Genomic DNA, 21,199 nt, shown 5'->3' on the forward strand with positions numbered 1-21,199 from the left:
CCTGATTGGGGTGGGGGCCAGAGGCGAAACAGGCATTCTGAAGAAAAGTATATAAATCCTGTTGACGCACCCTTTTTGACTGGTAGAGTATCCCTACTCTGCGCTCTTTGAGATGGTTTTCCATTGCGAAGGAGTGACGGAGGTGTTTTGACGGCTCATTCACAACATCGTGTAGTAGAGAGATGTGTTTGTCACTTTATAAGACGCAAGTCTTATCTGGTGCACAACCCAATATTCTTTGAATATATAGTGAGGAGTCACTCAAAATACTCAAGTGCGGAGGCACTTAAATAACTCATTACTACAGTGATCACTCTATGATCATGTAGCCATTATCATTATCTTTAAAGATGATCCCGAGAGGTCGTTCGTAAGAATGGCATTAAAACTCAAAGGAAGTCTTTCGAAGAGTTTGATCCTGGCTCAGAGTGAACGCTGGCGGTGCGCCTAAAACATGCAAGTCGAGTGGGTTTAGACCCACGGCGGACGGCTGCGTAACACATGGGTACCTACCCCGAACTCAGGGATAACCCACCGAAAGGTGGGCTAATACCGGATAGTCCCGCAAGGGTAAAGATGTTTCGGTTCGGGAGGGGCCTGTGCCCTATCAGCTAGTTGGTAAGGTAATGGCTTACCAAGGCAATGACGGGTAGCTGGATTGAGAGATCGACCAGCCAGAATGGGACTGAGAACGGCCCATACTCCTACGGGAGGCAGCAGTTAGGAATCTTCCACAATGGGCGAAAGCCTGATGGAGCGACACCGCGTGAAGGATGAAGCCCTTTCTGGGTGTAAACTTCTGTTCTGAGGGACGAAATTTTTGACGGTACCTCAGGAGAAAGCACCGGCTAATTCTGTGCCAGCAGCCGCGGTAAGACAGAAGGTGCAAGCGTTACTCGGAATTACTGGGCGTAAAGCGTCTGTAGGTGTTTTTCCACGTCTGGCATTAAATCACGGGGCTCAACTCCGTAACCATGTTGGAAACGAGAAAAATCGAGTCATTCAGAGGCATCTGGAATGTCGTGTGTAGGGGTAAAATCCGTAGATACACGATGGAACGCCAAAAGCGAAGGCAGGATGCTAGGGATGTACTGACACTCAGAGACGAAAGCGTGGGGAGCAAAGGGGATTAGATACCCCCGTAGTCCACGCCCTCAACGATGCGAGCTCGGTGTGGGACCTTCAATCTGGTCCCGTGCCTTAAGCTTACGCGGTAAGCTCGCCGCCTGGGAAGTACGGCCGCAAGGCTAAAACTCAAAGGAATAGACGGGGACCCACACAAGCGGTGGAGCATGGGGTTTAATTCGATGACAAGCGAAGCACCTCACCCAGGCTTGACATCCTAGAAATCCTGAAGAAATTCGGGAGTGCCGCAAGGAATCTAGAGACAGGCGCTGCACGGTCGTCGTCAGCTCGTGCCTTGAGGTGTACTGTTAAGTCAGCCAACGAGCGCAACCCTCATCCTATGTTGTTATTTCATGGGAGACTGCCGCCTCCAAGGCGGAGGAAGGTGAGGATGACGTCAGATCAGCGTGGCCCTTATGCCTGGGGCAACACCCGTGCTACAATGGCCGGTACAAACAGCAGCAAACCCGCGAGGGTAAGCAAATCTGAGAAAACCGGTCTCAGTTCGGATTGAAGTCTGCAACTCGACTTCATGAAGTTGGAATCGCTAGTAACCGTGAATCAGCTACGTCACGGTGAATATGTTCCTGGGTCTTGTACTCACCGCCCGTCAAGTCATGAAAGGTAGGAGCACCCGAAAGTCCGTTACGCGCAAGCGGCGGGACCACGGTGAAACTACTGATTGGGACTAAGTCGTAACAAGGTATCCGTAGGAGAACCTGCGGATGGAACATCTCCTTACCAGGGAGTTATCTCTCTTACATATGCTCTAGCTGGTTATTCAATTGCTAACATATGATTGATTGCCCGGGGAATAACCACCAATGCCCTGTTTCTTGCCATTGCAAGGAACCAGAGTATTGGTCCCGGAAGGTCTCTCTACTACACGATGTGGTGACCGCCACAAAACACAATCAGCACCCCGCAAGGGGTGTTTTTTGTAGCATAAAAACTATAGGCCCTCCCCTATCTGAACTGCAGTCTTACTTCTTCCGTTTAACCGTCGTCTTCTTTCTCTTCTGTAAATGCGCCCTCGCCTTTTCCGCCATGTCTTCGTATTTCAATCGAAGTGCATTCAGCTCTTTTTCCGTCAGCTCCTCCACATCAATCACTGCATTGTGAGAGTTGGCCCCCGCACGGATGAGTTCATCGAGTTTGATCTGCATGGCGATACTGTCGCGGTTCTGGGTATTCTGAATGAGGAAGACCATCAGGAAGGTCACGATGGTCGTGCCGGTGTTCACCACCAGCTGCCACGTGTTGCTGAAGTTGAAAATATGGCCGACAGAGGCCCAGATACAAATGAGGGCGATAGCAAAAAAGAATGCAATCGGATGACCGGCGGCACTCGCAATCCACTTGGCAAACTTGGCAAACAAACTCTTGGAGTGAGGCGATGTGTATTCCATCACAGATGAACGCGGCATGGAGGGTAGCGTAACGTAAAAGAACGGGAGTCACCATCCGCCTGCGCTTGCGAAACCGCCTGTACGGTTGTCTATACATGGTTCAAGATACTTTACTTTATTGTAATTATATTTTATAATATATATAGTCTGGACATTCCAGACGCGCCGTTCTTTGACTGCATCGTTGCCTATTGATGGGGATGACGGTCGGGAGGCGCATACATCAAAGGAGATGCGAAATGACAGGACGACAGTCAGTGGATCGAGAAGTGAACAGGACGATCATCGTATGCGTTTTTTTAGCCATTGTGGCCGTATCCTTGTACGTCCTCAATAAAGGCGACCACGATAAGTGGCTTGCGCAGCAGAATGCTGCTGAATGGCAACGAACAGCTCATTAACCGGCAACCCTGCACCGATTCTGGTGCAGGGTTTGTTTATGCTGCATATTTCTCCGCAATCAACCCAAGAATCTCCTCTTTCACTTTTTCATCCGTAATACGATCCGTTATCGCACCCAGAAATCCCTGAATATACATCGCGCGCGCTTCGGCTTTCGGCACGCCGCGTGACGCAAAGTAGAAAAGATCTTCCGGCGTCAGGCGTGTGACCGTCGCACTGTGACTGGCCTTCACATCATTGGTTTTAATCTCGAGCCCCGGCACCGCATCCACTTTTGCAGAGGAGTCGAGCATCAGCACTTCCTGTGTGAGGTACGTATTGGTGCCGCCACCGCCAAGGCCGATTTCGATCATCCCTTTGGCAACCGCATGACCTTTTTCTTCGGCAACACCGCGCATCAGAATCTCGCCGGATCCCTCACGACCATCAAAAACATTTCTGCAGTTGATCTGCTGTTTCTCGCTCCCCTTTGCGTAAAACATCCAGTCAATCGCACTCTCGCCATGGGCGCCTTCCACACGCGACCGGAGATTGTGTACCGTCACTGCATTGCCAAGCGTGATGTTTTGCCAGCGAAGCACGCCACCATCGGCTACCACTCCCCCCTGGTTAATATCAATCACACCATCGCGCGCAGTGTTGACGGTGATGATCGTGCAACGTGCACCTGCAGCAACCGACACATCAATATCATGGGACATCTGTTTGGCACTGGCTGTTAAACGAATCAGCAGTGTGAATGTTGCATCCTGTCCTACCGTCACTCTAAGCGGCGCCACTGCATCAGAAAAAGTGACATCCTTGGTTTCAGTGGCCCCTGCGGGGATAGAGATGTCAGCCGACGAAAGAGATGGAATGCTCACAGAGGCATTCTATCTGTTTCTAGCGGTTCCGTCTGTATTTGATAAATAGTATTAATATTATATAATATCATTATGAAACCCGAGATTTCCGGCGGCAGAACGAAGGAAGAATTGGTACGGGCGTTAGTCGATGCACACAAAGACGGTGATGAGATCGCTGTTGAAACTGCGTACGCCGATGCACGAGACAGTGGCGTGGGTGACGTGGAGATTGCTCATATGCTGCTCATTCTGGACACGAAAGATGGAAACGGCATTCTGCTGTCTCCTGCAATCAGCAAAACATTCGAATACATCCAGGCAAAAGTAGAGAAGATTGTTCAGTAGGCTTTCTGCACACCCGTTCCCCATATTTTAAGAGTGCTTTGTATGTCTACAGAGAATGCGAGAATATGCGGGTTGTTATCTGGATCTGTCGGTTCCTCGGTTTCCGGCGCCTGGTACAAACGTGGAAATGTCTCTGTCCCGGACTCTTTTGAGACAAGCGGACCCTGCAGGAGTTCATCCAAATCAAGCATCTGCATAAACAGTAATGCACGTACTTCAAGAGAGACTTTTTTCGTCGCAGCATGATCGGGAGAGAGTCTCTTGTTTGTCAGAACATCCTGAATTCTGCGCTGGTAAATATCGGTATTGATTCCAAGCACAGAACGCGCATTCTCCAGAGCGGTTGAAAGCTCACGGAACGTGGGTTTGGAAACAGCCAAAGGCGGATCTTCGAGAAGACGCATAGGAAAAACGAGACCGGGAGTATGCCTGAAGATTGTATGAAAACAAGAAGATTTATCCTTTTACCAATGGCTTTAGAAAGCCAAATTATGACAAACCAACTTCCTCTTCCACTTCCGGGTCCGAGCCCCATTCTTCATCAGTATCAAGCGTACTCGGGCTCACACCGACTGCATGTGTTTTATTGTCTTCGTCATGCCAAAGAGGCAGCCCGGATTGATAGCGAGCAGCCAGAGTGAGAATCTTTGTCTCGGAACCCGGCTTCGCTCTTGTGGGGTTGCGGGGATCAATGCCCAAGGCGGCAAAGTCTTCTGGTTCATATGCAATCAATTCCCCGACTTCATCAAAATCATCTTCGTCCAAAACATCTGCGTCCAAATCACATTCATCATCCAATGCTTCTTCCAGAGAACGGGCATCATCCACAACATCGTTATCTGATGCTTCACTGCCGCTACCAGCTGTTTCAGGGTCGACACCCGACGATCTCAGCTCCAAACCATTATTAGTGTCCTCGGCAGACTCCGTGTCATCTGTTTGCGTTTCTACATCACCCGGCACTCCTGCCATCGCAGCCTGATCCGCCGCCTCTTCATCCTGCACTGACGTATCAAGAGTATCGAGAAGGTCTGGCACTGAAGCGGAGGGGAGAACGGAAACAGATGCCGCCAATGGAGACTGTGTTGCAGGTGATTGTGAGACCGATCTTGGGATGGAACCTGCAGCTCCTGCAAAGTGCTTCAGCATGTCGCGCACATTTGAGGGAGGCTTGCCGTGCACTTCACAGAGTGTCACCACCATCGCTTTGCGAATCGATGTGCCCACGTTCGTAAAACGTTGCGCCCACTGCTGTTGCACTTCTGGTGTGCGATCCTGAAGGTAGCCCCCTTCCACTAGCCTCTCAAGAACGTCTTCTGCTGGCATATCTGCATTATAAAACATTTAATTATATATGCAATACGCCAGCTGCTTTCCTCAACTGATCCTCTCATCTTTAGAAAGAGCGAGACGGTTTGCCGGAATGAGAGCGCAGGAGGATAGGATTGTTACTGCAAAGCAGCAGCTGGCAGGCCGGCTTTATCCCACACTTCCCTCCATCTCCAGCTCAATCAAGCGGTTCATTTCAACGGCATATTCCAATGGCAGCTGGCGCACAATCGGCTCAATAAATCCGTTCACAATCATGGCCCGCGCCTCCTCTTCGGCAATGCCACGGGATGTGAGGTAGAAAATATCTTCTTCGGAAAGACGGCCGACGGTCGCCTCATGTGCGATCGTCACATCGTTATTACGGACCTGAATGTCGGGCACGGTATCGGTCCTGCTGATCTCATCAAGGAGCAGAGCGTCACATTCCACGTTGGCCGTGCAATCGTGCGCGTGCGGGGCAATTTTGAGCTGACCGCGGTACACTGCCACACCACCGTCTTTGCTGATGCTCTTTGATGTCACTTTCGATGTGGTGTGCGGCGCCATGTGAAACACCTTCGCACCTGTGTCCTGCCACTGCCCCTTATTCGCAAACGCGATCGCCATGTGATCGCAGCGTGCGCCTTCGCCCACAAGCACTGAGCATGGATAGAGCATTGTCACACCCGATCCCATATTCCCGCCAATCCATTCCATGATCGCATCTTTCTGCACGATCGCACGCTTGGTATTCAGGTTATAGGTATCACGACTCCAGTTTTCGACGGAGGAATACCGGCACTTCGCGCCGTCCTTCACAAAAATTTCGACGAGCCCCGCATGGAGCCCCTGACTGCCGTACTTCGGTGCAGAACATCCTTCGATGTAGTGCGCATCAGCACCATCTTCCACGATGATCAGTGTGTGCTCAAACTGCCCCATGTTCTTTGCGTTCATGCGGAAATATGCCTGCAGGGGTTCGCGGATTTTCACACCTTTCGGCACATACAGAAACGTTCCCCCGCTCCACACCGCTCCATGGAGGGCTGCAAATTTATGGTCGGTATTCGGGACGCACTTCATGAAATATTCTTTCACGAGATTCGGATGTGTCTGGAGGGCATCATCCATGTCGAGGAAGATCACTCCCAGGTCCTCCCACTCTTTTTTCAGATTGTGATACACCATCTCGCTTTCATACTGGGCACCCACTCCCGCGAGCATTTTCCGTTCGGCTTCCGGAATACCAAGACGGTCGTACACGCGGCGGATATCCTCCGGTACTTCGCCCCAGTCATTCGTCTCCTGCGTTCCGGCAGATGCGTAGTAGATGATGTTGTCGAGATCGAGTGTCGAGAGATCCGCCCCCCACGTCGGCATCGGTTTTTCTTTAAAAATCTTCAGGGATGCCAAACGATGTTCCAGCATCCACACCGGTTCATTTTTATCCGCGCTGATCTTCCGCACCAGTTCCTCGTCGACTCCTTTCTTGAGGCCATCGGCGTAGGCAGACTGATTCGGCGTATCGAAAATATCGCGCGAGAGTTCCCCGAAAATCATCTTGTCGTCTGGTTTTGCGGCCGTTGAAAGAGGGTCTTTGACGCGAGTCATACGGTAAGAGTATAGCACGACTATTCCTCCTCGATTTTTGCATCCCAATCGGCGAATTCAGCCCTCATGCCATCATATAATGCATATTGAAACAATGTATCCAGTTCCGCCTCGGTATAACAGATAACATCCTCAGGAGAATGCGCTCTCAGCATCTTCAGACGCAGTGCGGGCAAAGACCGTGTGTCAGCGTAGAGTGCCCGCATCATTCTATGAGGCCGGAAATCTCTCTTCTCTGCCAGAATTCGCCCCTCCAACAGGGAAACACGTAGAAATCTTTCCAGCATAAAACGTGACCGGCTACTTTTGGAATCCAGAAGAAAATCTTCGTAAAATCCACGCAAAAAATCTCTGGTGATGGCGCTGATACGGAAAAGATCGTCGTCCTCCACCTCAGTGACTTCTTGAGTCACATCCTCCACTGGAGCCACTGCAATGTCGATTGTCTCACTTTCCATAAAGCGGCGGCATTCTAGAATTCTTTTGCACGCCGTCAATCACTTTTATTATTTTGTCAATTCGACCGTTTTAACTATCTCTTCCAGGTATGTCCATTCCCCCTCCTCATCCGTCCCGCATCCAGTTGTGAAGCTGTAGTTATAGTCCGTGCCGATGACTTCCATGGTCGGATACGAACACAAGCCAGCATCGGTGTATTCCACAACTGTTAAGCCGTTGATGGTGCGGACAGTCGTGTTTGGAACAACTTCATTACCACGCCCTTCAACAATGCGAACCGTCTGGTTTGCAGTACGGGCAGGGAGGAAGGTGAGTTCGTAAGAGCGTCCGGGGTTGCAGAGGGTGGGGTCCGGATTGAAGTTCGATATGGGCGGCCCGAAGAGAACGTATCCATAGGGGAAAGACTCAGTGGACTGATGATTCACATACGGGGGAAAATGCTCTGCTGTTGATCCCCACTTCTCGTTATACGGAATGGAAAAACGGATACCCATTTCTGTATTGCTATACACCACTGAGGTGTTTGCAGGATCAGTATTCATCGGCGGACAATCGGCGCCGTAGGTGAAAGGCGCACTCGTCACAACATCGGTTTCATCAGCGGGAACAAGCGGCTCATCCAGATATGTATCAGATGATGAACAGGCACTTAAGAGGAGGAGAAGTGCGGCAACCCGGAATGCGCGTGAAAACTGCATGGAAGACACTGTAGCAGAAAGAACAATGATCATCTCTTGTGAAGAATGAAAAGTTTGTCATACAAACTGCCAATTTTTCTTGTGTAACCCGGTTTTTGCGGGCTTGAAAGAGACAATCGTGCACCTGAAAAATCAGAAGAAAATGTAAGGGAATATCGGAGAAAAGTCGGCAGCAGCAATGGGTATGTCTTCGTGCACCTCACCAGAGAATCAGTGTGGAAAACTATCGTATACGTCGAATAGGGCCAAAGGACTGATCGTTCACCCGCAGGATGCCCTTTTGCAAAAGCTGCTCTTAGAGTCTTGAAATATTTTTCTGCTTCTGATACAAGCTGCGCAATCTGATGGCCCCGAACAGCCCTCGGAGGTTTTGTCGTTTCGTTATTTGAAAACACTGGTTGCTGGCATAGAAGGAGATTTTCATGTCATCGGTCACAAGTAGTACACAGGAAGAGAAAGCTGGAGAAACTGTAAGGGACATGTGGGGAGCAATTCTATCATTTCTAGGACTCGTCCTGTTTGTCATCACCATTGTAGGCATGATGGAAATGGTTACCATCCGGCATCCGCCGGAACACACACTCCAAACCTCCCAAGAAAGGAATACGGATGAGCAATAGTTGCGCACTGCCCGACAAAGAACGCCCGAACTGGGTGGTGGTTGTCCTCTGGAGCATTGTCGGTCTCTATGTCCTCTACGGAGGATATATGGATCTGAAAAAGGTGATGTCTGAAACCAAATCCGTTCGACAGACATCGAGCGGAAGAACCACTGCATGGCAATAGAAACAAGGAATTCCAGCTCATGGAAAAGAAACGCAAAAATAGCGACGTGGGAATCACAGAAATCGCAATGGCAGTTTTTATCACCATTGCAGGCCTGCTGTACTACCACACCAATCCCCCTTACCAATTCAAGCAAACATCTTCGACTGTTATGACCAGCACCAGCAAGTAAGAAAACGGCAAGCTGGCCCATAGACCAGCCATCCCCGACCTGCTCTTCCCATTGGAAGAAGCGGGTCTTTTTTATTGTGTCGATGCTGCGTATGCAGAAAGAAAAAGTCGCTCTTAGAGTCTTGAAATATTTTTTCTGCTGTGATAAAGACCCGTCACCTGGAGCCGGAAACGGTTGCGGGCGTTTTGTGGTTCTTTTCAATCAACGTGAATGTGAGATGTCCTCTCATTCCAGTGTTCAAAAAAGGGGTGGAACATGTCGACACTACGCAAGATGGCAACAAATGGGATCAATGTACTCCAGGAAAATGCAGCAGCCCTCATGGTATGGGGAGTCATTATCCTCTGTGTAGGCGGTCTGGGTGCAGCAATGAACAGTATAATAAAAGAGGGCAACCAGAATAAGGAGGCAGACTACCGTGCGGATGTTTTTGTCCTGACAGAAAACGGCGTCCACACGGTGGGATTTCCCCCTCCCAAATTCATCAGCACCAATGACCAGCAGAAGATGCTGCTCGAAAAAATCGATCAGATGTTTGAGGGGCAAATGGTCGCAGTCGTTCCGGTTACCATAAAAGACATGGGCGCCTGCGCGATTGTTCACCCCGTCAAGAAGATGCAGAAAAAAATGGCCTCACGATAAATTCACGCCGAAAAAAACCCTGTGTGCCGGCCTGCCGGCACACAATCACCCGCCCGCTTCTCTGCACAGAGATAGTGGGCATTTTGGCAATTGGCTTATGTATACTGCTGTTTTACAAAAATAAAAAGTCGTCTCTAGAGCCTTGAAATACTTGCAAGATTCTGGTACACATAGCGCATCCGGACGTCCCCGCAAGGGAACACGCCGGTTTTGTGTTATTTCAAAACATCGTCCACTGACTTCTGCATGAAAGGACTCTCTGCCGTGTTACTCCGAAGAATGAAGAAGGCTCTCTGCAAGAACGAGCACGCCTGGGACTCCCCGATCGAATTTGCACTGGTGATTGCCTCCCTCGGCATGCCCAGTACAGCATTATTATGTGTGGGGCTCATGATTCACCCGGCTATCAGTCTGGTAATAATCGGCCTGCTGTTTTGGGCGGGTTTCAAAATGAAATGGCTATAACATGAAAAGAAGAAAGGCAGCAGCTCCTCCGACCGAAAATGCCATGGCATTCGTTGCCCTGTATATGTTCGGTCCACTGTTCCTGTCGGCACTGGTACTCTTTTTCTGGTGCACAGGACTACGCGGCAAGCAAATGGACAACGAAATCACACAAGTCATTTCCCTCTGAAGAAATGACACCCCCGATCCGCTCATGTCTCACGACATGAAACGGATCTTTTTTTGCATACAAAAAACCCTGCACGGGGCAGGGCTTCCTGTCTCTGTCTGCAGAGATTAATTCAATTCATATGTCACCGTGACTGTGACTGCCATCTCCTGCTCTCCGGACGGCAACGGCAGACTGTTATCTGCGCCTCCGCCCATTCCTTCCGAGCGCATCATGGTTGCATATGGCGCGATGACGCCTCCGTTGTAGCCTTCACTGAAGCCCTTCAGGTCACCCAGACTCACACCCAACTGACGTGCAAGTTCCTGTGCCTTCTCCTTCGCCTGCTCAATCGCCTCCTTCCGTGCCTCAGCGCGCTTTGCTTCCGGATCATCCACGGTGAAGTTCACGCTGCCCGCCTGGTTCGCACCGGCTGCAGTTGCAGCGCCAACGACATCACTGATTTTATCGAGGTCACGCACTTTCACGCGCAGACTCTGGTTCGCTTCGTAGCCCTGAAGAATCTGTGTGCCGGTCTGCCAGTTATAGACAGGGTTCAACCAGAAGTTTTCCGTCGCAATGTCTTTCTTGTCGATGCCCGCTTCCTGCAGTGCCTCGTAAATCTTATTCATGTTGTCACTTAGTTTCTGCATCGCCACAGCGGCCGTCTTCTGCTGACCGGTCTGCATACCAAAGCTGATGCTTGCAATATCCGGAGTGACAAATGCTTTTCCTTCACCGGTCACCGTTATGGTCCCGGGAACGGACGATGCCGGGCTCTTTTCCATCTGCTTACCCGCAAGATAAAACGCACCGCCAATCACGACAGCGAGGATAGGAAGCCACATCGGCGGCCGGATATTGATGGTCTGTTCTGAGGCCATAAAGAAAGGGGGAAGGAAATACTGTCCACGATACAAGAAAGATGCAGCGTGGAGTATTGAAAAATATCACTATGTATTACGAACAAGATTGTATTTGGTTACATTTTTTTCAGATCTCCAGCGGAATACTGGCCGATGGCGCCCCACCAAACTGGGCATACCCTTCCTTTTCCAGCTGATGCGCAAACTCCGCGCCTCCGCTCTGCACAATCTTCCCTTTCACCATCACGTGCACGGTGTCGGGCGTGATGTAGTCGAGAATACGTGCGTAGTGCGTGACGATGAGTGCACTGCATCCGACATGCTCCGATCGCAGTCTGTTCACTCCCTCCGCAACAATCTTCAGCGCATCCACATCCAGTCCGGAATCTGTTTCATCCATAAGAGCAAGCGATGGTTTCAGGATTGCCATTTGTAATATCTCGGCCTTCTTCTTTTCACCGCCGGAAAATCCCTGATTGATGGAACGGTCGGCAAATGCGGGATTCATGTGCAGTTTTTCCATCTCGGCCCCCAACACTTTCTGAAACTGCAATGGTGAGAGGCGCGTCATCTCCGGATGTGCAGCAACCTGTGCGCGGTGAGCAGCAAGCAGAAAACTGCGAAGGGAGACGCCACTGATTTCCTTCGGATACTGGAACGCCAGAAAGAGCCCCGCCTGCGCACGTTCGTGCGGTTCCATTGCCAGAATATCTTCACCGCGAAACTGAACTGATCCGCCGGTAATCGTGTATGCGGGATGCCCCATCAGCGCATTCACAAGCGTCGATTTCCCCGATCCATTCGGCCCCATAATGGCGTGGACTTCGCCTTCGTTCATCTCCAGATTCAGTCCACGGACAATCTCCGTATTCGCAACGGACACATGGAGATCGGTGATGGTGAGGAGAGAGGTCATGAAGGGCTACAGAGTACAGGAAAAATTCACAGAGTGCTTTCTGAAAGCTTGGGCCGTCTTGGGGGAAGACGGCCCGTAAGCCACAAACGCCAGTCCTTTCATTTCTGGGCTGTGAGAGCAATGGCCAAGAAGCCTGCGAGAATAAGAAGACCCGCTGCAATCGCCATGTAGCGCCCGAATGGGCTGTTATTGCTCAAACCCCGACGCATGATCTGGATCCTCCCTAAAAAGCGCCTGCCACCCCTGCACCACCCTGGTGTTGTAAAGTAGCTTAGCCAGCATCTTAGAATAAAATCCCTACCCGTCAATCATCAAAAAGCCCGTATCAATACGTAGATACAGGCGGTTCTGTAGCAGCATGATGGATCATAGTCTTTGCATGATCCTCTCATTTCCATGTCGATCACGGATGGCCCCGTCGTGGGAAGCAGATCGTACCCATGGCCATATCGCATAGATTAAAGCGGCAATAGCGATGATGACCAATATTTCCATGCATGACAGTGGTCCTTTTTGTTTCATCGGATATCCCCTGAAAAGCCCTCTTTCCCGTCGACAAGCGCCGATACAGAGAAAGAGCTGCGTTTAGCATACTTTACAATCTCCGCCCGTCAATTATCGCCAAAAAGCTGCTTCATCTCTATACTTCGTGCCCCGTAACCCATCACTCATTACCTATAACCGGGAAATGCCCAAAGTCACCTTTATCCAGGAAAACGGCCAGATTACTGTCGTGGAAGCGGCAGAAGGTGAACGTATCCTGCACATTGCGCTGGATAACGGTATTCCGATGGAACACGCCTGCGGCGGTAACGGCTTCTGCACGACCTGCATGTGTAAAGTGAAGGAAGGCATGGGGAACCTCAGCCCCCGAAACGACCGGGAGGAAAACATGGGCATTGTGAACGATCCCGATCGCCTCAGCTGTCAGAGTGAAGTGATGGGCGATGTGACAGTCGAAGTCATTGAGTACTGATTTATGATTTATGAATGAAGCGCCGCATAATTCGTAATTCATAAATCATAATTCACCGCCTTAAGCAGGTACCGCCCCCGTGTCTGTAGCAGCCTCAGCAATGCTCCTCATCTTCGCTTTTACATCTTCATTATACGGCTCAAGCTTATTGATGCGGCGATAGGTCTCCTCAGCATTGTCGCGCATGTTGAGCTGCAAATAACACTCAGCCAGAAGATGCAGGAGTTCAATATCGCGGGACAAGAACGCTGATGCCTTTTCGAGGAGTGGTGCCGCTTCTTCAAAGCGCTGGGCGGCAATACAGGCGCGGCCGAGAGCGGCGGAGCGTTCCGGATTTTTCGGGTCGAGGTTAAGAGCGTCCTGATACGCGTAGCACGCTTCCATGTATTTCCCCTGACGATAGTATGCGAGTCCGAGGTTTGCGTGGAACGAAACATCATTACTGCGTTGCAGGAGTTCGCGGTACATCGCCTCTGCCTTCGATTCACGGTTGGTCGTGAGGTAGAGCTTCGCAAGTTCTGCGCTCACACTCTCGTCCATCGGGTGCACCGTCAGAGCCTGAATGAGCAGGCGTTCCACTTCTTCAAAACGCCCCTGCTTCCACGCCTTATCGGCGCTGTGCAGAAGAGAGCGGACTTGCTGAAGTTCAATGGCGGATGTGCGGGGGTTTTTGCGGGGCTTATCGATAACGGTTTCGTCGACAAGGACAGCACCGCGCTGCTCTGCAGATTCAAAACGCGTGCGTACGGAACGGACAAAGCGCCGGATGGTGCGCTGGCGTAGCAGAATGCGCAGTCCGACAATCAGGACGATACCGAGGAGTGAGCCGAGAAAAACGATGGCGTAGATCACGACTGGAAAAAGTGACGGAATCAGCAGGAAATCCTACCACGCGGGATGCGCAAGGACAAGACAGGTTAACAAAAATCCGCCATCCCGCAAGGAACACTGTGTCGCAACTTAGTTGCTACGAACTATTCCCAAAGTCTCCGCAAGCAAAAACAGCACACCAATGGTGATGCAACTGTCGGCAATGTTGAAAATCGGGAATGAGCCGACCTGAAAGAAGTCTGTCACCACACCATCCCGCAGGCGATCCAGCACATTCCCCAATGCCCCGCCCACAATCAGTCCATACCCAAGTGATGATGCGAGTGTCTTCTTTGTTTTGTAGGCAAGAACACAGACAAAGAAGAGCGCGCCGATAATCACCGCTTCCTGCCACCCGGATGGCAGGCGAAGGCCAAACGCAACGCCGGAGTTATGTGCAAGTTCCAATCCGGCAAAAGTACCGAGAACAGGAATGCGCTCGTCAAGAAACGCATCAACAAGCCACTTGGCAATGAGACTCGACGCAAGTGCAGCAATGGCAGTGATGATGAAAAGAGACATGTGAAGAGAATAGAGGTTTCGATTCCTGGCATCCAGGTTTCGGTGCGATTTCCTAGAAGCTGACAGCTAGAAGCTATAAGCTGACGTCCATGTTCAAGCGCATGGATCTCCTGCTCCTCGGCATCGCAATCGGCCTCGCGCTGTTTGGTCTTGCGATGATTGCGAGCGTGAGCGTGTTCAAGAGCTATCAGATTACGCAGAATCTTGTGAATCAGGGCCTGCTCGATGCGCCGCACAATGCGTTCTATCTGAAGCGCAGCGCCATGCATATTTTCTTCGGCCTCGGGGTGATGATGTTTGTGTCGATGATTCCCTATCGTCTGTGGGAGCGGTTCGCGCGCTGGCTGTTTTTGGGAACGATTCTCTCGCTGATCCTCGTGTTCATGCCGGGCCTCCGCAACGAATACGGCACCGCAACCAGCTGGCTGATCCTCGGACCTATTTCCTTTCAGCCGTCGGAGTTTTTGAAAATCACACTCGTCTTTTACCTTGCTGTGTGGCTCCAGAAACGCGAGCAGCTGATCGGAACGTTTAAGGAAGGATTTTTGCCGTTTGCAATCCTGCTTCTGCTCTCCACTTTCCTCGTCGCCATCCAGCCGGATCTCGGATCGTTCCTGGTGCTGAGCGCCATTGCATCAACCATGTTCTTCATTGCGGGTGGCAACATTTTCCACCTGGCTGCCGGAGGCATTCTCGCCGGTGTGGCCGGACTGCCGGTTATCCTCAGCAAGCAATACGTGCGTGACCGTTTCGAGGCATGGCTCTCCCCGACTGATCCGCGCATCAGTGAGACGATCGGATTCCAGATCAAACAGGCATTGATCGCGATCGGGTCCGGCGGCGCATTTGGCGTGGGGTACGGAAAGTCGATCCAGAAATTCGGGTACCTGCCGGAAGTGGAGTCCGACATGATTTTCTCTGCGATGGCGGAAGAGCTCGGTTTCTTCCGGTTGCTGATCATTCTTTCCATGTACGCCATCCTGATTATCCGCGGCTACAAAATCGCACGCGAAGCCCCGGACCGTTTCGGATTCCTGGTTGCAACCGGCATCACCACCTGGCTCGCGTTCCAGAGCATTATCAATATCTCCATCAACCTCGCACTCTTCCCGCTCACCGGACTCACGTTGCCATTCATCAGCTACGGAGGATCTTCCCTTCTCGCCACACTGATCGGCGTCGGCATTCTTCTGAATATTTCCATGTACTCAACGGAGGGAACACTCGCAGAGAGACGGCCGGCGCGGAAGCTGAAGATGATCTAATGAGGTTATGGGTGACCGGTTATGAGTTATGGGGAATGGAATTTTTTTTGATTTTCTAAACTTCAAAGACGGCTCTTTCCCATAACTCATAACCCATCACCCATTACTCGCCCGCCGCAACTAGTACTTCATCACAGCAGTAACTATGATAGAGACCATGCGCGTTTTATTTGTAAGCGGTGGATCCGGCGGACATCTCACTCCTCTCATCGCTGTGGAGCGTGCACTCAAAGAGATTGATCCGAAAGCAAAGTCTCATTTTCTCTGCTCCGCAAAACCGGCGGATGCCGTGTATCTGAAACACGAGAAAGTGGCATTCACGACAGCACCCATCCCGCGAAAAAATCTGATGCTTCCGGTGGTGTGGATGCGCAACGCCCGCATTGCAAAACGCGTCCTCAAAGAATTCAAGCCTGATGTGATTTTCAGTAAAGGAGGTGCCGTGAGTGTGCCGCTCTGTAAAATCGCACACCGCAAAGGTATTCCGATTGTCATTCATGAGTCCGACAGCGTCATGGGCAAAGCCAATAAAATGATTGCCCCGATCGCAAGTGCCATCTGTGTCGGGTTTCCACCGAGCGACGAGCAGCGGAGTCTGGGGCCTGTCCCGATCGTGACCGGTAACCCGATCCGCAAAGTGATGACAAAAGGAAGCAGGAAGCGCGGACTCGATCTCGCTCACCTGACCGGCAAACATCCGGTGCTGCTGGTACTGGGTGGCAGTCAGGGGGCAGAGTCACTGAATGAATCCATCCGGTTGCATGTGAAAGAATTACTGCCGATGTGTGACATTGTGCATGTCACGGGCCCAGGAAAAACAGGAGCGAAGAGACAGGCCGGCTACTGGTCACGGGAGTTTGTCTATAACGAACTCGCGGACCTGTACGCGATTGCAGATCTCGCACTCTGCCGCGCCGGAGCAGGCACCATCAGTGAATGTGCTGCCAACCAGATCCCGATGATTCTTGTTCCCATCCGCGGACTCGCGAATGATCATCAGTACGAAAATGCGGTCCGTGCGGAATCAAAAAAAGCCGCGGTGATTCTCGAGCAGATTCATCTCGAGCACGATTTACCGTCCGTAGTTCGGTCGCTTCTTGCGAATAAGATGGAAAAACTGAAGCCGATGATCGCCGCGACCGCAGAATTACAGCAACCGGAAGCCGCTAGACGTATCGCTAAGATTCTTATCCAATGTATTGCATCACGGAAGATTCGCCATTAACGTTTACACCTATGTACAAATTCCTCATCCCACTTTTTGCTTTGGCGCTGCTCATAGGATGCACACCAAAGGACACCACCAACAACAACGACGGCGCAGACCAAACATCATCCACAAACACATCCGTCTCTTCCTCTGCTACTGACGTGTCATCCAGCGTTTCCCCGACCGGCTTCAACGGCGCACTGCTCACCGGCAAGCACACGGTTATCCTTGAGACATCCGAAGGCGATATCACTCTCGAACTCGATGCTGACAAAGCGCCAAAGACCGTCACGAACTTCGTGACTCTCTCCAAGATGGGCTACTATAACGGCCTCACCTTCCACCGTGTCATCCCGAACTTCATGATCCAGGGTGGCGATCCGGAAGGAAACGGCACCGGTGGACAGAGTATCTTCGGTGAGTCTTTTGAAGACGAGCCGAACGATCTCACAATGGAAACAGGCGTTATTGCCATGGCAAACGCAGGTCCGAATACAAACGGCAGCCAGTTCTTCATTACAGTTGCCCCGACCAGCTGGCTCCAGGGCCGCCACACCATCTTCGGAAAGGTGGTAGAGGGAATGGATGTCGTAAACAAGATCGTGAATGTCCCCGTCAAAGTCCGCAGCTCAGAAGATCCGTACAACCCGCTCGCTGACCGCCCGACGACTCCGGTGACGTTTACACCGGAAGTGAAGGAATAAGGATAGGAAAGATCCTACTGTACGAAAGAACGGTCCTGCAAAACAGGGCCGTTTTATTGTCGTGAGGAAATGGCGTTTCCCTGTATACTGCCACTCTAGTGTTTCTTTCCTCTTTTTCTATGTCCTCATTCGATGGCGATCTTCTCACCGGCACACACACCGTTACCATCAAAACATCCCATGGCGATATTGTCGTAGAGCTTGATGCCGACAAAGCGCCGAAGACCGTCACGAACTTCGTGACGCACTCCAAGAACGGATACTACGACGATCTGACATTCCACCGCGTCATCCCCGAGTTCATGATCCAGGGTGGTGATCCATCCGGGAACGGAACGGGCGGCCATAGTATTTACGGAGAGACATTTGAAGACGAGCAGAATGATCTGAAAATGCTGCGCGGCGTCATCGCCATGGCGAATGCCGGTCCGCACACGAACGGCAGCCAGTTCTTCATTACGGTGATTGATGCCCCCTGGCTCCAGAACCGCCACACCGTATTTGGACAGGTGAAAGAAGGCATGGATATTGTGGATCTCATCAGCCAGCTTGAGCGCGACCAGAACGATAAGCCACGTACGCCGGTCACATTTAAGCCGCACGTTCAGTAAGAATAAAAGACACGACAAACAGCCCGCCGATGGAAACGGCGGGCTGTTAATCTGAAGACTTCAGGCACTTGATAGTTTGATGATCAATCGGCGAGAACGATACAGGTGTACTTATTGATCACGCCGATCGGAATGCATTTCTCGAGCAGCGCGAGCCGCGCTACAAGATCGGTTGCATTCTCCGGAGATGCTGCCGGCGTTTCATAGCCGCGAACGATGAACTGCTCCATCACCTCGCAGATCGTCTCCTGCACAATCGTCAAAAGCTCTAGGTCCAGATACGCATAGCGTGCTTCCAACGCGCCATAGTATCTGTTGCCGGGCATATCGGCAGCACCTTGCTCGGGATTATCGAACTCCGGCGGATCTTCCAGAAGCGCATTTAGATCATCTCTAAATGATGTTCCTGGTTGCAAAGTTGCCCATTCCAGCCGCTCCTTCCAGAATGCAATGGCACTCAGTGTCGTAGGCAACGTCTCTGCACGTGAGAGCGACACACACTGAACTTCATTCACGCGCTCAAACTCCGCGTGCACTGCTGCCACTACGCGAGCCAACGGAACATTCTCCCGCGGCTGGAGCGAAAGCTGTGCGGCCACCTGTTTTTCCCAGTCATCCACATAACGAAACCACGCACTCCCACCCCGCTTTTCCAGTAAAGCCTTCCATGCAACAAGCGACGACATGATCGTTCTCCAGTGCTGTGAAGTTCCTCAGAAACCAATCAAACACAGTAGTTTGACATAAATATACTTTAATTTGATTATAATATATTGTCAAAAGACAACAGCTTTGCGCTATAAAGAAGCTCTTTTCCCCACTACAATGCGGCATATGCGCACCCGTTTCGCCCCCTCCCCCACAGGCTCCCTCCACATTGGCGGCCTCCGCACGGCGCTCTACAGTTACCTGCTTGCGAAGCAGAGCGACGGGGAATTTTTCCTGAGAATTGAAGACACGGACCAGGCGCGTGAAGTGGCGGGTGCAGTTGATATTATTCTGAAAGGTCTGCACTGGGCCGGTATTGATCCTGATGAAGGTGTGGTGATGATAGACGGTGTTCCCGGTGAGCGCGGCGAGAAAGGTCCGTACTACCAGTCAAAGCGTTTGGCACTCTATAGAAAACACGTTGATGAACTCCTTGCAGCAGGTCACGCATATCCGTGCTTCTGTACGCCGGAGAGACTGGAGCAGATGCGCAACGCGCAGTCCGAAAAGCATCAGGCGCCGATGTATGACCGGCAGTGTTTGCGGCTCGGCAAAGAAGAGATTGAAACACGCCTGAAGAACAACGAACCGCACGTCATCCGCATGAAAATCCCCCATCACGAAACGATTGAATTTGATGACGACGTCCGCGGGCGCGTCAGTTTTCAGGGGCGCACAATTGATGATCAGGTACTGCTCAAGAGCGACGGCTTCCCGACGTATCATCTCGCGCACGTGGTCGATGATCATTACATGGAAACCGATGTCGTGCTGCGCGGCGAAGAATGGCTCTCCAGCCTCCCGAAACACCTTCTGCTCTTCCGCCAGTTGGGTTGGACACCTCCACGCTACGCACATGTCTCGCTGCTGCTGAACAAAGACAAGACCAAACTCAGCAAGCGCCAGAACTCTGTCTCAGTCGAAGAATACATCGACAAAGGATACCTGCCCGAAGCCATCGTGAACTTCATTGCGATGCTCGGATGGAATTCAGGAACGACCCAGGACATGTTCACCATGCAGGAACTCATTGAACAGTTCAGCCTGGAGCGCGTGCAGAAAGCAGGCGCAATCTTCGATACCGAAAAGCTGGATTGGTTGCAGGGCCAATGGATGCGGAAACTCACCGTCGATGAATTCATGAAGCGCATTTCTCCGCTCGTTGCATCTGTCCATCCGGAAGCTGCAGATGATGACCAGTTTGAAAAGAAGGCAGCACTGATTCAGGAGCGCATCACCTTCTTTCATGAGGCCCCGGATATGCTCGGATATTTCTACAAAGCGCCGGCCATCAACATGAAACTCATTGCGAGCAAGAAGCAGAAAGTCGAAGCCGCAGATGTGCCGCGCATTGTGAACATTCTTGTGGAAACACTGGAACCGATTGATGCCGGAAACTGGAATGAGGCAGCGATTGAAGCGGCAAGCCGTGCAGCGATTGAGAAAGAAGGACTGAAACTCGGACAGCTCCTCTGGCCGTTGCGTGCGATTCTGACGGGTCGTGAATATAGTCCGGGCGCGTTTGAAGTGGCGACGGTGCTGGGAAAGGAGGAGGTGATGAAGAGAGTGAAAGGGGCACAATAATGCTTTTCTCTTTTGTATATCAGATATTGACTAATTTAATAATTAATTGTTTAATATACATAGCTCATTCACATGGCATTGTTGCCTGAGAGCCGATTTGCACCTTCGAGAGGGAGAGAAAAAATGTTCTATCTTCTGCTACTTGTCTGGGCCACCATGATTGTATGTCTGGCGTGGCCAAAGACGTCCGCACTGCCGCGCAAAATCCTCTGGGAGCTGCGCAAGGAGTTCGCGCAGAATGGGGATGGGAATTGGGAGTCAGACAGCTTCTTCTTCCAGTTACACAGCTGGGGAGTTGGAAGCCAAGAGCTCTATGTCCGCTTCAAAAAGGACAGCAAAGAGTTCACGTTTGTATTCCAGCAAAGCGTGATCAAATGGATGAAGGGGGCAGATGGCACGCGTCATTGCGACGATCTGCGTGAAGAGGATGAACCTCTTTATACGAGAATCCTCAACACGGTCAGAGCCATCGTCAACGCGCGCGAGTGTCCGGCATAAAAAGCCAACGACTGAGCAGCCTGGACCCTTTATCTCCTGGAGATGAAGGGT

Annotated in this window: 25 protein-coding genes and 1 rRNA gene; 14 read left to right on the top strand and 12 right to left on the bottom strand. The window is 51.3% G+C overall.

Features of this window, described 5'->3' with window-relative positions:
- Positions 1 to 400 precede the first annotated feature (400 nt).
- A 16S ribosomal RNA gene (locus K8942_05900) occupies positions 401 to 1,866 on the top strand.
- 242 nt (positions 1,867 to 2,108) lie between these two features.
- Here the strand turns inward: K8942_05900 and K8942_05905 are convergent.
- Together K8942_05905 and K8942_05910 are read right to left on the bottom strand one after the other, a co-directional pair.
- Entirely contained in the window at positions 2,109 to 2,534 is a 426-nt protein-coding gene (locus K8942_05905) for a low affinity iron permease family protein (GenBank protein ID UPA23151.1), read from the bottom strand.
- 437 nt (positions 2,535 to 2,971) lie between these two features.
- Complete coding sequence (locus tag K8942_05910) at positions 2,972 to 3,799, bottom strand: SufD family Fe-S cluster assembly protein (GenBank protein ID UPA22550.1); 828 nt, start codon at positions 3,797 to 3,799, stop codon at positions 2,972 to 2,974.
- A 72-nt stretch (positions 3,800 to 3,871) separates the two neighbouring features.
- Here K8942_05910 and K8942_05915 point away from each other — a divergent pair, with 72 nt between their 5' ends.
- Positions 3,872 to 4,126 carry a hypothetical protein gene (locus tag K8942_05915; protein ID UPA22551.1) on the top strand — a complete coding sequence of 85 codons (255 nt, stop codon included), beginning with the start codon at positions 3,872 to 3,874 and terminating at the stop codon, positions 4,124 to 4,126.
- Here the strand turns inward: K8942_05915 and K8942_05920 are convergent.
- From K8942_05920 to K8942_05940, 5 genes are all read right to left on the bottom strand, one after another.
- Positions 4,120 to 4,530: a hypothetical protein gene (locus K8942_05920; protein ID UPA22552.1), complete on the bottom strand. Its 411-nt coding sequence runs from the start codon at positions 4,528 to 4,530 to the stop codon at positions 4,120 to 4,122. The genes K8942_05915 and K8942_05920 overlap by 7 nt on opposite strands.
- An 85-nt stretch (positions 4,531 to 4,615) precedes the next feature.
- Positions 4,616 to 5,452 carry a hypothetical protein gene (locus K8942_05925; GenBank protein ID UPA22553.1) on the bottom strand — a complete coding sequence of 279 codons (837 nt, stop codon included), beginning with the start codon at positions 5,450 to 5,452 and terminating at the stop codon, positions 4,616 to 4,618.
- A gap of 153 nt (positions 5,453 to 5,605) precedes the next feature.
- Positions 5,606 to 7,048: a Fe-S cluster assembly protein SufB gene (sufB, locus tag K8942_05930; GenBank protein UPA22554.1), complete on the bottom strand. Its 1,443-nt coding sequence runs from the start codon at positions 7,046 to 7,048 to the stop codon at positions 5,606 to 5,608.
- Positions 7,049 to 7,068: 20 nt separating this feature from the next.
- Positions 7,069 to 7,506 carry a hypothetical protein gene (locus tag K8942_05935; GenBank protein UPA22555.1) on the bottom strand — a complete coding sequence of 146 codons (438 nt, stop codon included), beginning with the start codon at positions 7,504 to 7,506 and terminating at the stop codon, positions 7,069 to 7,071.
- Between the two features lie 48 nt (positions 7,507 to 7,554).
- The gene (locus K8942_05940; GenBank protein ID UPA22556.1) at positions 7,555 to 8,205 is read right to left on the bottom strand and encodes a hypothetical protein; all 651 of its coding nucleotides are present in this window, start codon (positions 8,203 to 8,205) and stop codon (positions 7,555 to 7,557) included.
- Positions 8,206 to 8,814: 609 nt separating this feature from the next.
- Between K8942_05940 and K8942_05945 the strand changes: the two genes are divergently transcribed.
- The 5 genes from K8942_05945 (at position 8,815) to K8942_05965 (ending at position 10,439) form a co-directional block, all read left to right on the top strand.
- On the top strand, positions 8,815 to 8,991 hold the full coding sequence (locus tag K8942_05945) for a hypothetical protein (protein ID UPA22557.1): 177 nt from the start codon (positions 8,815 to 8,817) through the stop codon (positions 8,989 to 8,991).
- A 19-nt stretch (positions 8,992 to 9,010) separates the two neighbouring features.
- Positions 9,011 to 9,163 carry a hypothetical protein gene (locus tag K8942_05950; protein UPA22558.1) on the top strand — a complete coding sequence of 51 codons (153 nt, stop codon included), beginning with the start codon at positions 9,011 to 9,013 and terminating at the stop codon, positions 9,161 to 9,163.
- Positions 9,164 to 9,418: 255 nt separating this feature from the next.
- Entirely contained in the window at positions 9,419 to 9,805 is a 387-nt protein-coding gene (locus K8942_05955) for a hypothetical protein (protein ID UPA22559.1), read from the top strand.
- A 246-nt stretch (positions 9,806 to 10,051) separates the two neighbouring features.
- Positions 10,052 to 10,270: a hypothetical protein gene (locus tag K8942_05960; GenBank protein UPA22560.1), complete on the top strand. Its 219-nt coding sequence runs from the start codon at positions 10,052 to 10,054 to the stop codon at positions 10,268 to 10,270.
- Position 10,271: 1 nt separating this feature from the next.
- Positions 10,272 to 10,439 (top strand): hypothetical protein, encoded by a 168-nt coding sequence (locus K8942_05965; protein UPA22561.1) that lies wholly within the window; start codon positions 10,272 to 10,274, stop codon positions 10,437 to 10,439.
- Positions 10,440 to 10,546: 107 nt separating this feature from the next.
- Here the strand turns inward: K8942_05965 and K8942_05970 are convergent, their stop codons facing one another.
- Together K8942_05970 and sufC are read right to left on the bottom strand one after the other, a co-directional pair.
- Positions 10,547 to 11,302 (bottom strand): SIMPL domain-containing protein, encoded by a 756-nt coding sequence (locus tag K8942_05970; protein UPA22562.1) that lies wholly within the window; start codon positions 11,300 to 11,302, stop codon positions 10,547 to 10,549.
- A 109-nt stretch (positions 11,303 to 11,411) separates the two neighbouring features.
- Positions 11,412 to 12,200: a Fe-S cluster assembly ATPase SufC gene (gene sufC / locus K8942_05975; protein UPA22563.1), complete on the bottom strand. Its 789-nt coding sequence runs from the start codon at positions 12,198 to 12,200 to the stop codon at positions 11,412 to 11,414.
- Between the two features lie 688 nt (positions 12,201 to 12,888).
- Between sufC and K8942_05980 the strand changes: the two genes are divergently transcribed.
- Positions 12,889 to 13,176, top strand: a complete 288-nt coding sequence (locus tag K8942_05980) for a (2Fe-2S)-binding protein (protein UPA22564.1) — start codon at positions 12,889 to 12,891, stop codon at positions 13,174 to 13,176.
- 60 nt (positions 13,177 to 13,236) lie between these two features.
- On the opposite strand, the gene K8942_05985 is transcribed toward K8942_05980, so the two are convergent.
- Together K8942_05985 and lspA are read right to left on the bottom strand one after the other, a co-directional pair.
- The gene (locus K8942_05985) at positions 13,237 to 14,028 is read right to left on the bottom strand and encodes a tetratricopeptide repeat protein (protein ID UPA22565.1); all 792 of its coding nucleotides are present in this window, start codon (positions 14,026 to 14,028) and stop codon (positions 13,237 to 13,239) included.
- 108 nt (positions 14,029 to 14,136) lie between these two features.
- Positions 14,137 to 14,568: a signal peptidase II gene (gene lspA / locus K8942_05990; protein UPA22566.1), complete on the bottom strand. Its 432-nt coding sequence runs from the start codon at positions 14,566 to 14,568 to the stop codon at positions 14,137 to 14,139.
- 89 nt (positions 14,569 to 14,657) lie between these two features.
- Here lspA and ftsW point away from each other — a divergent pair, with 89 nt between their 5' ends.
- From ftsW to K8942_06010, 4 genes are all read left to right on the top strand, one after another.
- On the top strand, positions 14,658 to 15,833 hold the full coding sequence (gene ftsW, locus K8942_05995; GenBank protein ID UPA22567.1) for a putative lipid II flippase FtsW: 1,176 nt from the start codon (positions 14,658 to 14,660) through the stop codon (positions 15,831 to 15,833).
- Between the two features lie 157 nt (positions 15,834 to 15,990).
- The gene (locus K8942_06000; GenBank protein UPA22568.1) at positions 15,991 to 17,058 is read left to right on the top strand and encodes a UDP-N-acetylglucosamine--N-acetylmuramyl-(pentapeptide) pyrophosphoryl-undecaprenol N-acetylglucosamine transferase; all 1,068 of its coding nucleotides are present in this window, start codon (positions 15,991 to 15,993) and stop codon (positions 17,056 to 17,058) included.
- Positions 17,059 to 17,069: 11 nt separating this feature from the next.
- A complete protein-coding gene (locus K8942_06005; protein ID UPA22569.1) occupies positions 17,070 to 17,747 on the top strand; it encodes a peptidylprolyl isomerase in 678 nt (225 codons plus the stop codon).
- A gap of 119 nt (positions 17,748 to 17,866) precedes the next feature.
- Entirely contained in the window at positions 17,867 to 18,358 is a 492-nt protein-coding gene (locus K8942_06010) for a peptidylprolyl isomerase (GenBank protein UPA22570.1), read from the top strand.
- Positions 18,359 to 18,441: 83 nt separating this feature from the next.
- Here K8942_06010 and K8942_06015 read toward each other — a convergent pair whose 3' ends face one another.
- Positions 18,442 to 19,044: a hypothetical protein gene (locus tag K8942_06015; GenBank protein UPA22571.1), complete on the bottom strand. Its 603-nt coding sequence runs from the start codon at positions 19,042 to 19,044 to the stop codon at positions 18,442 to 18,444.
- Positions 19,045 to 19,192: 148 nt separating this feature from the next.
- On the opposite strand from K8942_06015, the gene gltX reads away from it, so the two are divergent.
- Positions 19,193 to 20,650 carry a glutamate--tRNA ligase gene (gltX, locus tag K8942_06020; protein ID UPA22572.1) on the top strand — a complete coding sequence of 486 codons (1,458 nt, stop codon included), beginning with the start codon at positions 19,193 to 19,195 and terminating at the stop codon, positions 20,648 to 20,650.
- 123 nt (positions 20,651 to 20,773) lie between these two features.
- Positions 20,774 to 21,148, top strand: a complete 375-nt coding sequence (locus K8942_06025) for a hypothetical protein (GenBank protein ID UPA22573.1) — start codon at positions 20,774 to 20,776, stop codon at positions 21,146 to 21,148.
- The last annotated feature ends 51 nt before the right edge of the window (positions 21,149 to 21,199 follow it).

This window comes from Candidatus Peribacteria bacterium (genome assembly GCA_023038255.1).
Lineage (GTDB): Bacteria > Patescibacteriota > Gracilibacteria > Peribacterales > Peribacteraceae > CALREJ01.

Excerpts from the sequence above, each read along its gene's own strand:
- gltX (UPA22572.1), top strand. The coding sequence starts at position 19,193 with ATGCGCACCCGTTTCGCCCCCTCCCCCACAGGCTCCCTCCACATTGGC.
- K8942_05940 (UPA22556.1), bottom strand. The coding sequence starts at position 8,205 with ATGCAGTTTTCACGCGCATTCCGGGTTGCCGCACTTCTCCTCCTCTTA.
- K8942_05935 (UPA22555.1), bottom strand. The coding sequence starts at position 7,506 with ATGGAAAGTGAGACAATCGACATTGCAGTGGCTCCAGTGGAGGATGTG.
- K8942_05955 (UPA22559.1), top strand. The coding sequence starts at position 9,419 with ATGTCGACACTACGCAAGATGGCAACAAATGGGATCAATGTACTCCAG.
- K8942_05965 (UPA22561.1), top strand. The coding sequence starts at position 10,272 with ATGAAAAGAAGAAAGGCAGCAGCTCCTCCGACCGAAAATGCCATGGCA.
- lspA (UPA22566.1), bottom strand. The coding sequence starts at position 14,568 with ATGTCTCTTTTCATCATCACTGCCATTGCTGCACTTGCGTCGAGTCTC.
- K8942_05925 (UPA22553.1), bottom strand. The coding sequence starts at position 5,452 with ATGCCAGCAGAAGACGTTCTTGAGAGGCTAGTGGAAGGGGGCTACCTT.
- K8942_05915 (UPA22551.1), top strand. The coding sequence starts at position 3,872 with ATGAAACCCGAGATTTCCGGCGGCAGAACGAAGGAAGAATTGGTACGG.
- K8942_06015 (UPA22571.1), bottom strand. The coding sequence starts at position 19,044 with ATGTCGTCGCTTGTTGCATGGAAGGCTTTACTGGAAAAGCGGGGTGGG.
- K8942_06000 (UPA22568.1), top strand. The coding sequence starts at position 15,991 with ATGCGCGTTTTATTTGTAAGCGGTGGATCCGGCGGACATCTCACTCCT.
- K8942_06010 (UPA22570.1), top strand. The coding sequence starts at position 17,867 with ATGTCCTCATTCGATGGCGATCTTCTCACCGGCACACACACCGTTACC.
- K8942_06025 (UPA22573.1), top strand. The coding sequence starts at position 20,774 with ATGTTCTATCTTCTGCTACTTGTCTGGGCCACCATGATTGTATGTCTG.
- K8942_05945 (UPA22557.1), top strand. The coding sequence starts at position 8,815 with ATGAGCAATAGTTGCGCACTGCCCGACAAAGAACGCCCGAACTGGGTG.
- sufC (UPA22563.1), bottom strand. The coding sequence starts at position 12,200 with ATGACCTCTCTCCTCACCATCACCGATCTCCATGTGTCCGTTGCGAAT.
- sufB (UPA22554.1), bottom strand. The coding sequence starts at position 7,048 with ATGACTCGCGTCAAAGACCCTCTTTCAACGGCCGCAAAACCAGACGAC.
- K8942_05960 (UPA22560.1), top strand. The coding sequence starts at position 10,052 with ATGAAAGGACTCTCTGCCGTGTTACTCCGAAGAATGAAGAAGGCTCTC.
- K8942_05905 (UPA23151.1), bottom strand. The coding sequence starts at position 2,534 with ATGGAATACACATCGCCTCACTCCAAGAGTTTGTTTGCCAAGTTTGCC.
- ftsW (UPA22567.1), top strand. The coding sequence starts at position 14,658 with ATGTTCAAGCGCATGGATCTCCTGCTCCTCGGCATCGCAATCGGCCTC.
- K8942_05970 (UPA22562.1), bottom strand. The coding sequence starts at position 11,302 with ATGGCCTCAGAACAGACCATCAATATCCGGCCGCCGATGTGGCTTCCT.
- K8942_05980 (UPA22564.1), top strand. The coding sequence starts at position 12,889 with ATGCCCAAAGTCACCTTTATCCAGGAAAACGGCCAGATTACTGTCGTG.
- K8942_05950 (UPA22558.1), top strand. The coding sequence starts at position 9,011 with ATGGAAAAGAAACGCAAAAATAGCGACGTGGGAATCACAGAAATCGCA.
- K8942_05920 (UPA22552.1), bottom strand. The coding sequence starts at position 4,530 with ATGCGTCTTCTCGAAGATCCGCCTTTGGCTGTTTCCAAACCCACGTTC.
- K8942_06005 (UPA22569.1), top strand. The coding sequence starts at position 17,070 with ATGTACAAATTCCTCATCCCACTTTTTGCTTTGGCGCTGCTCATAGGA.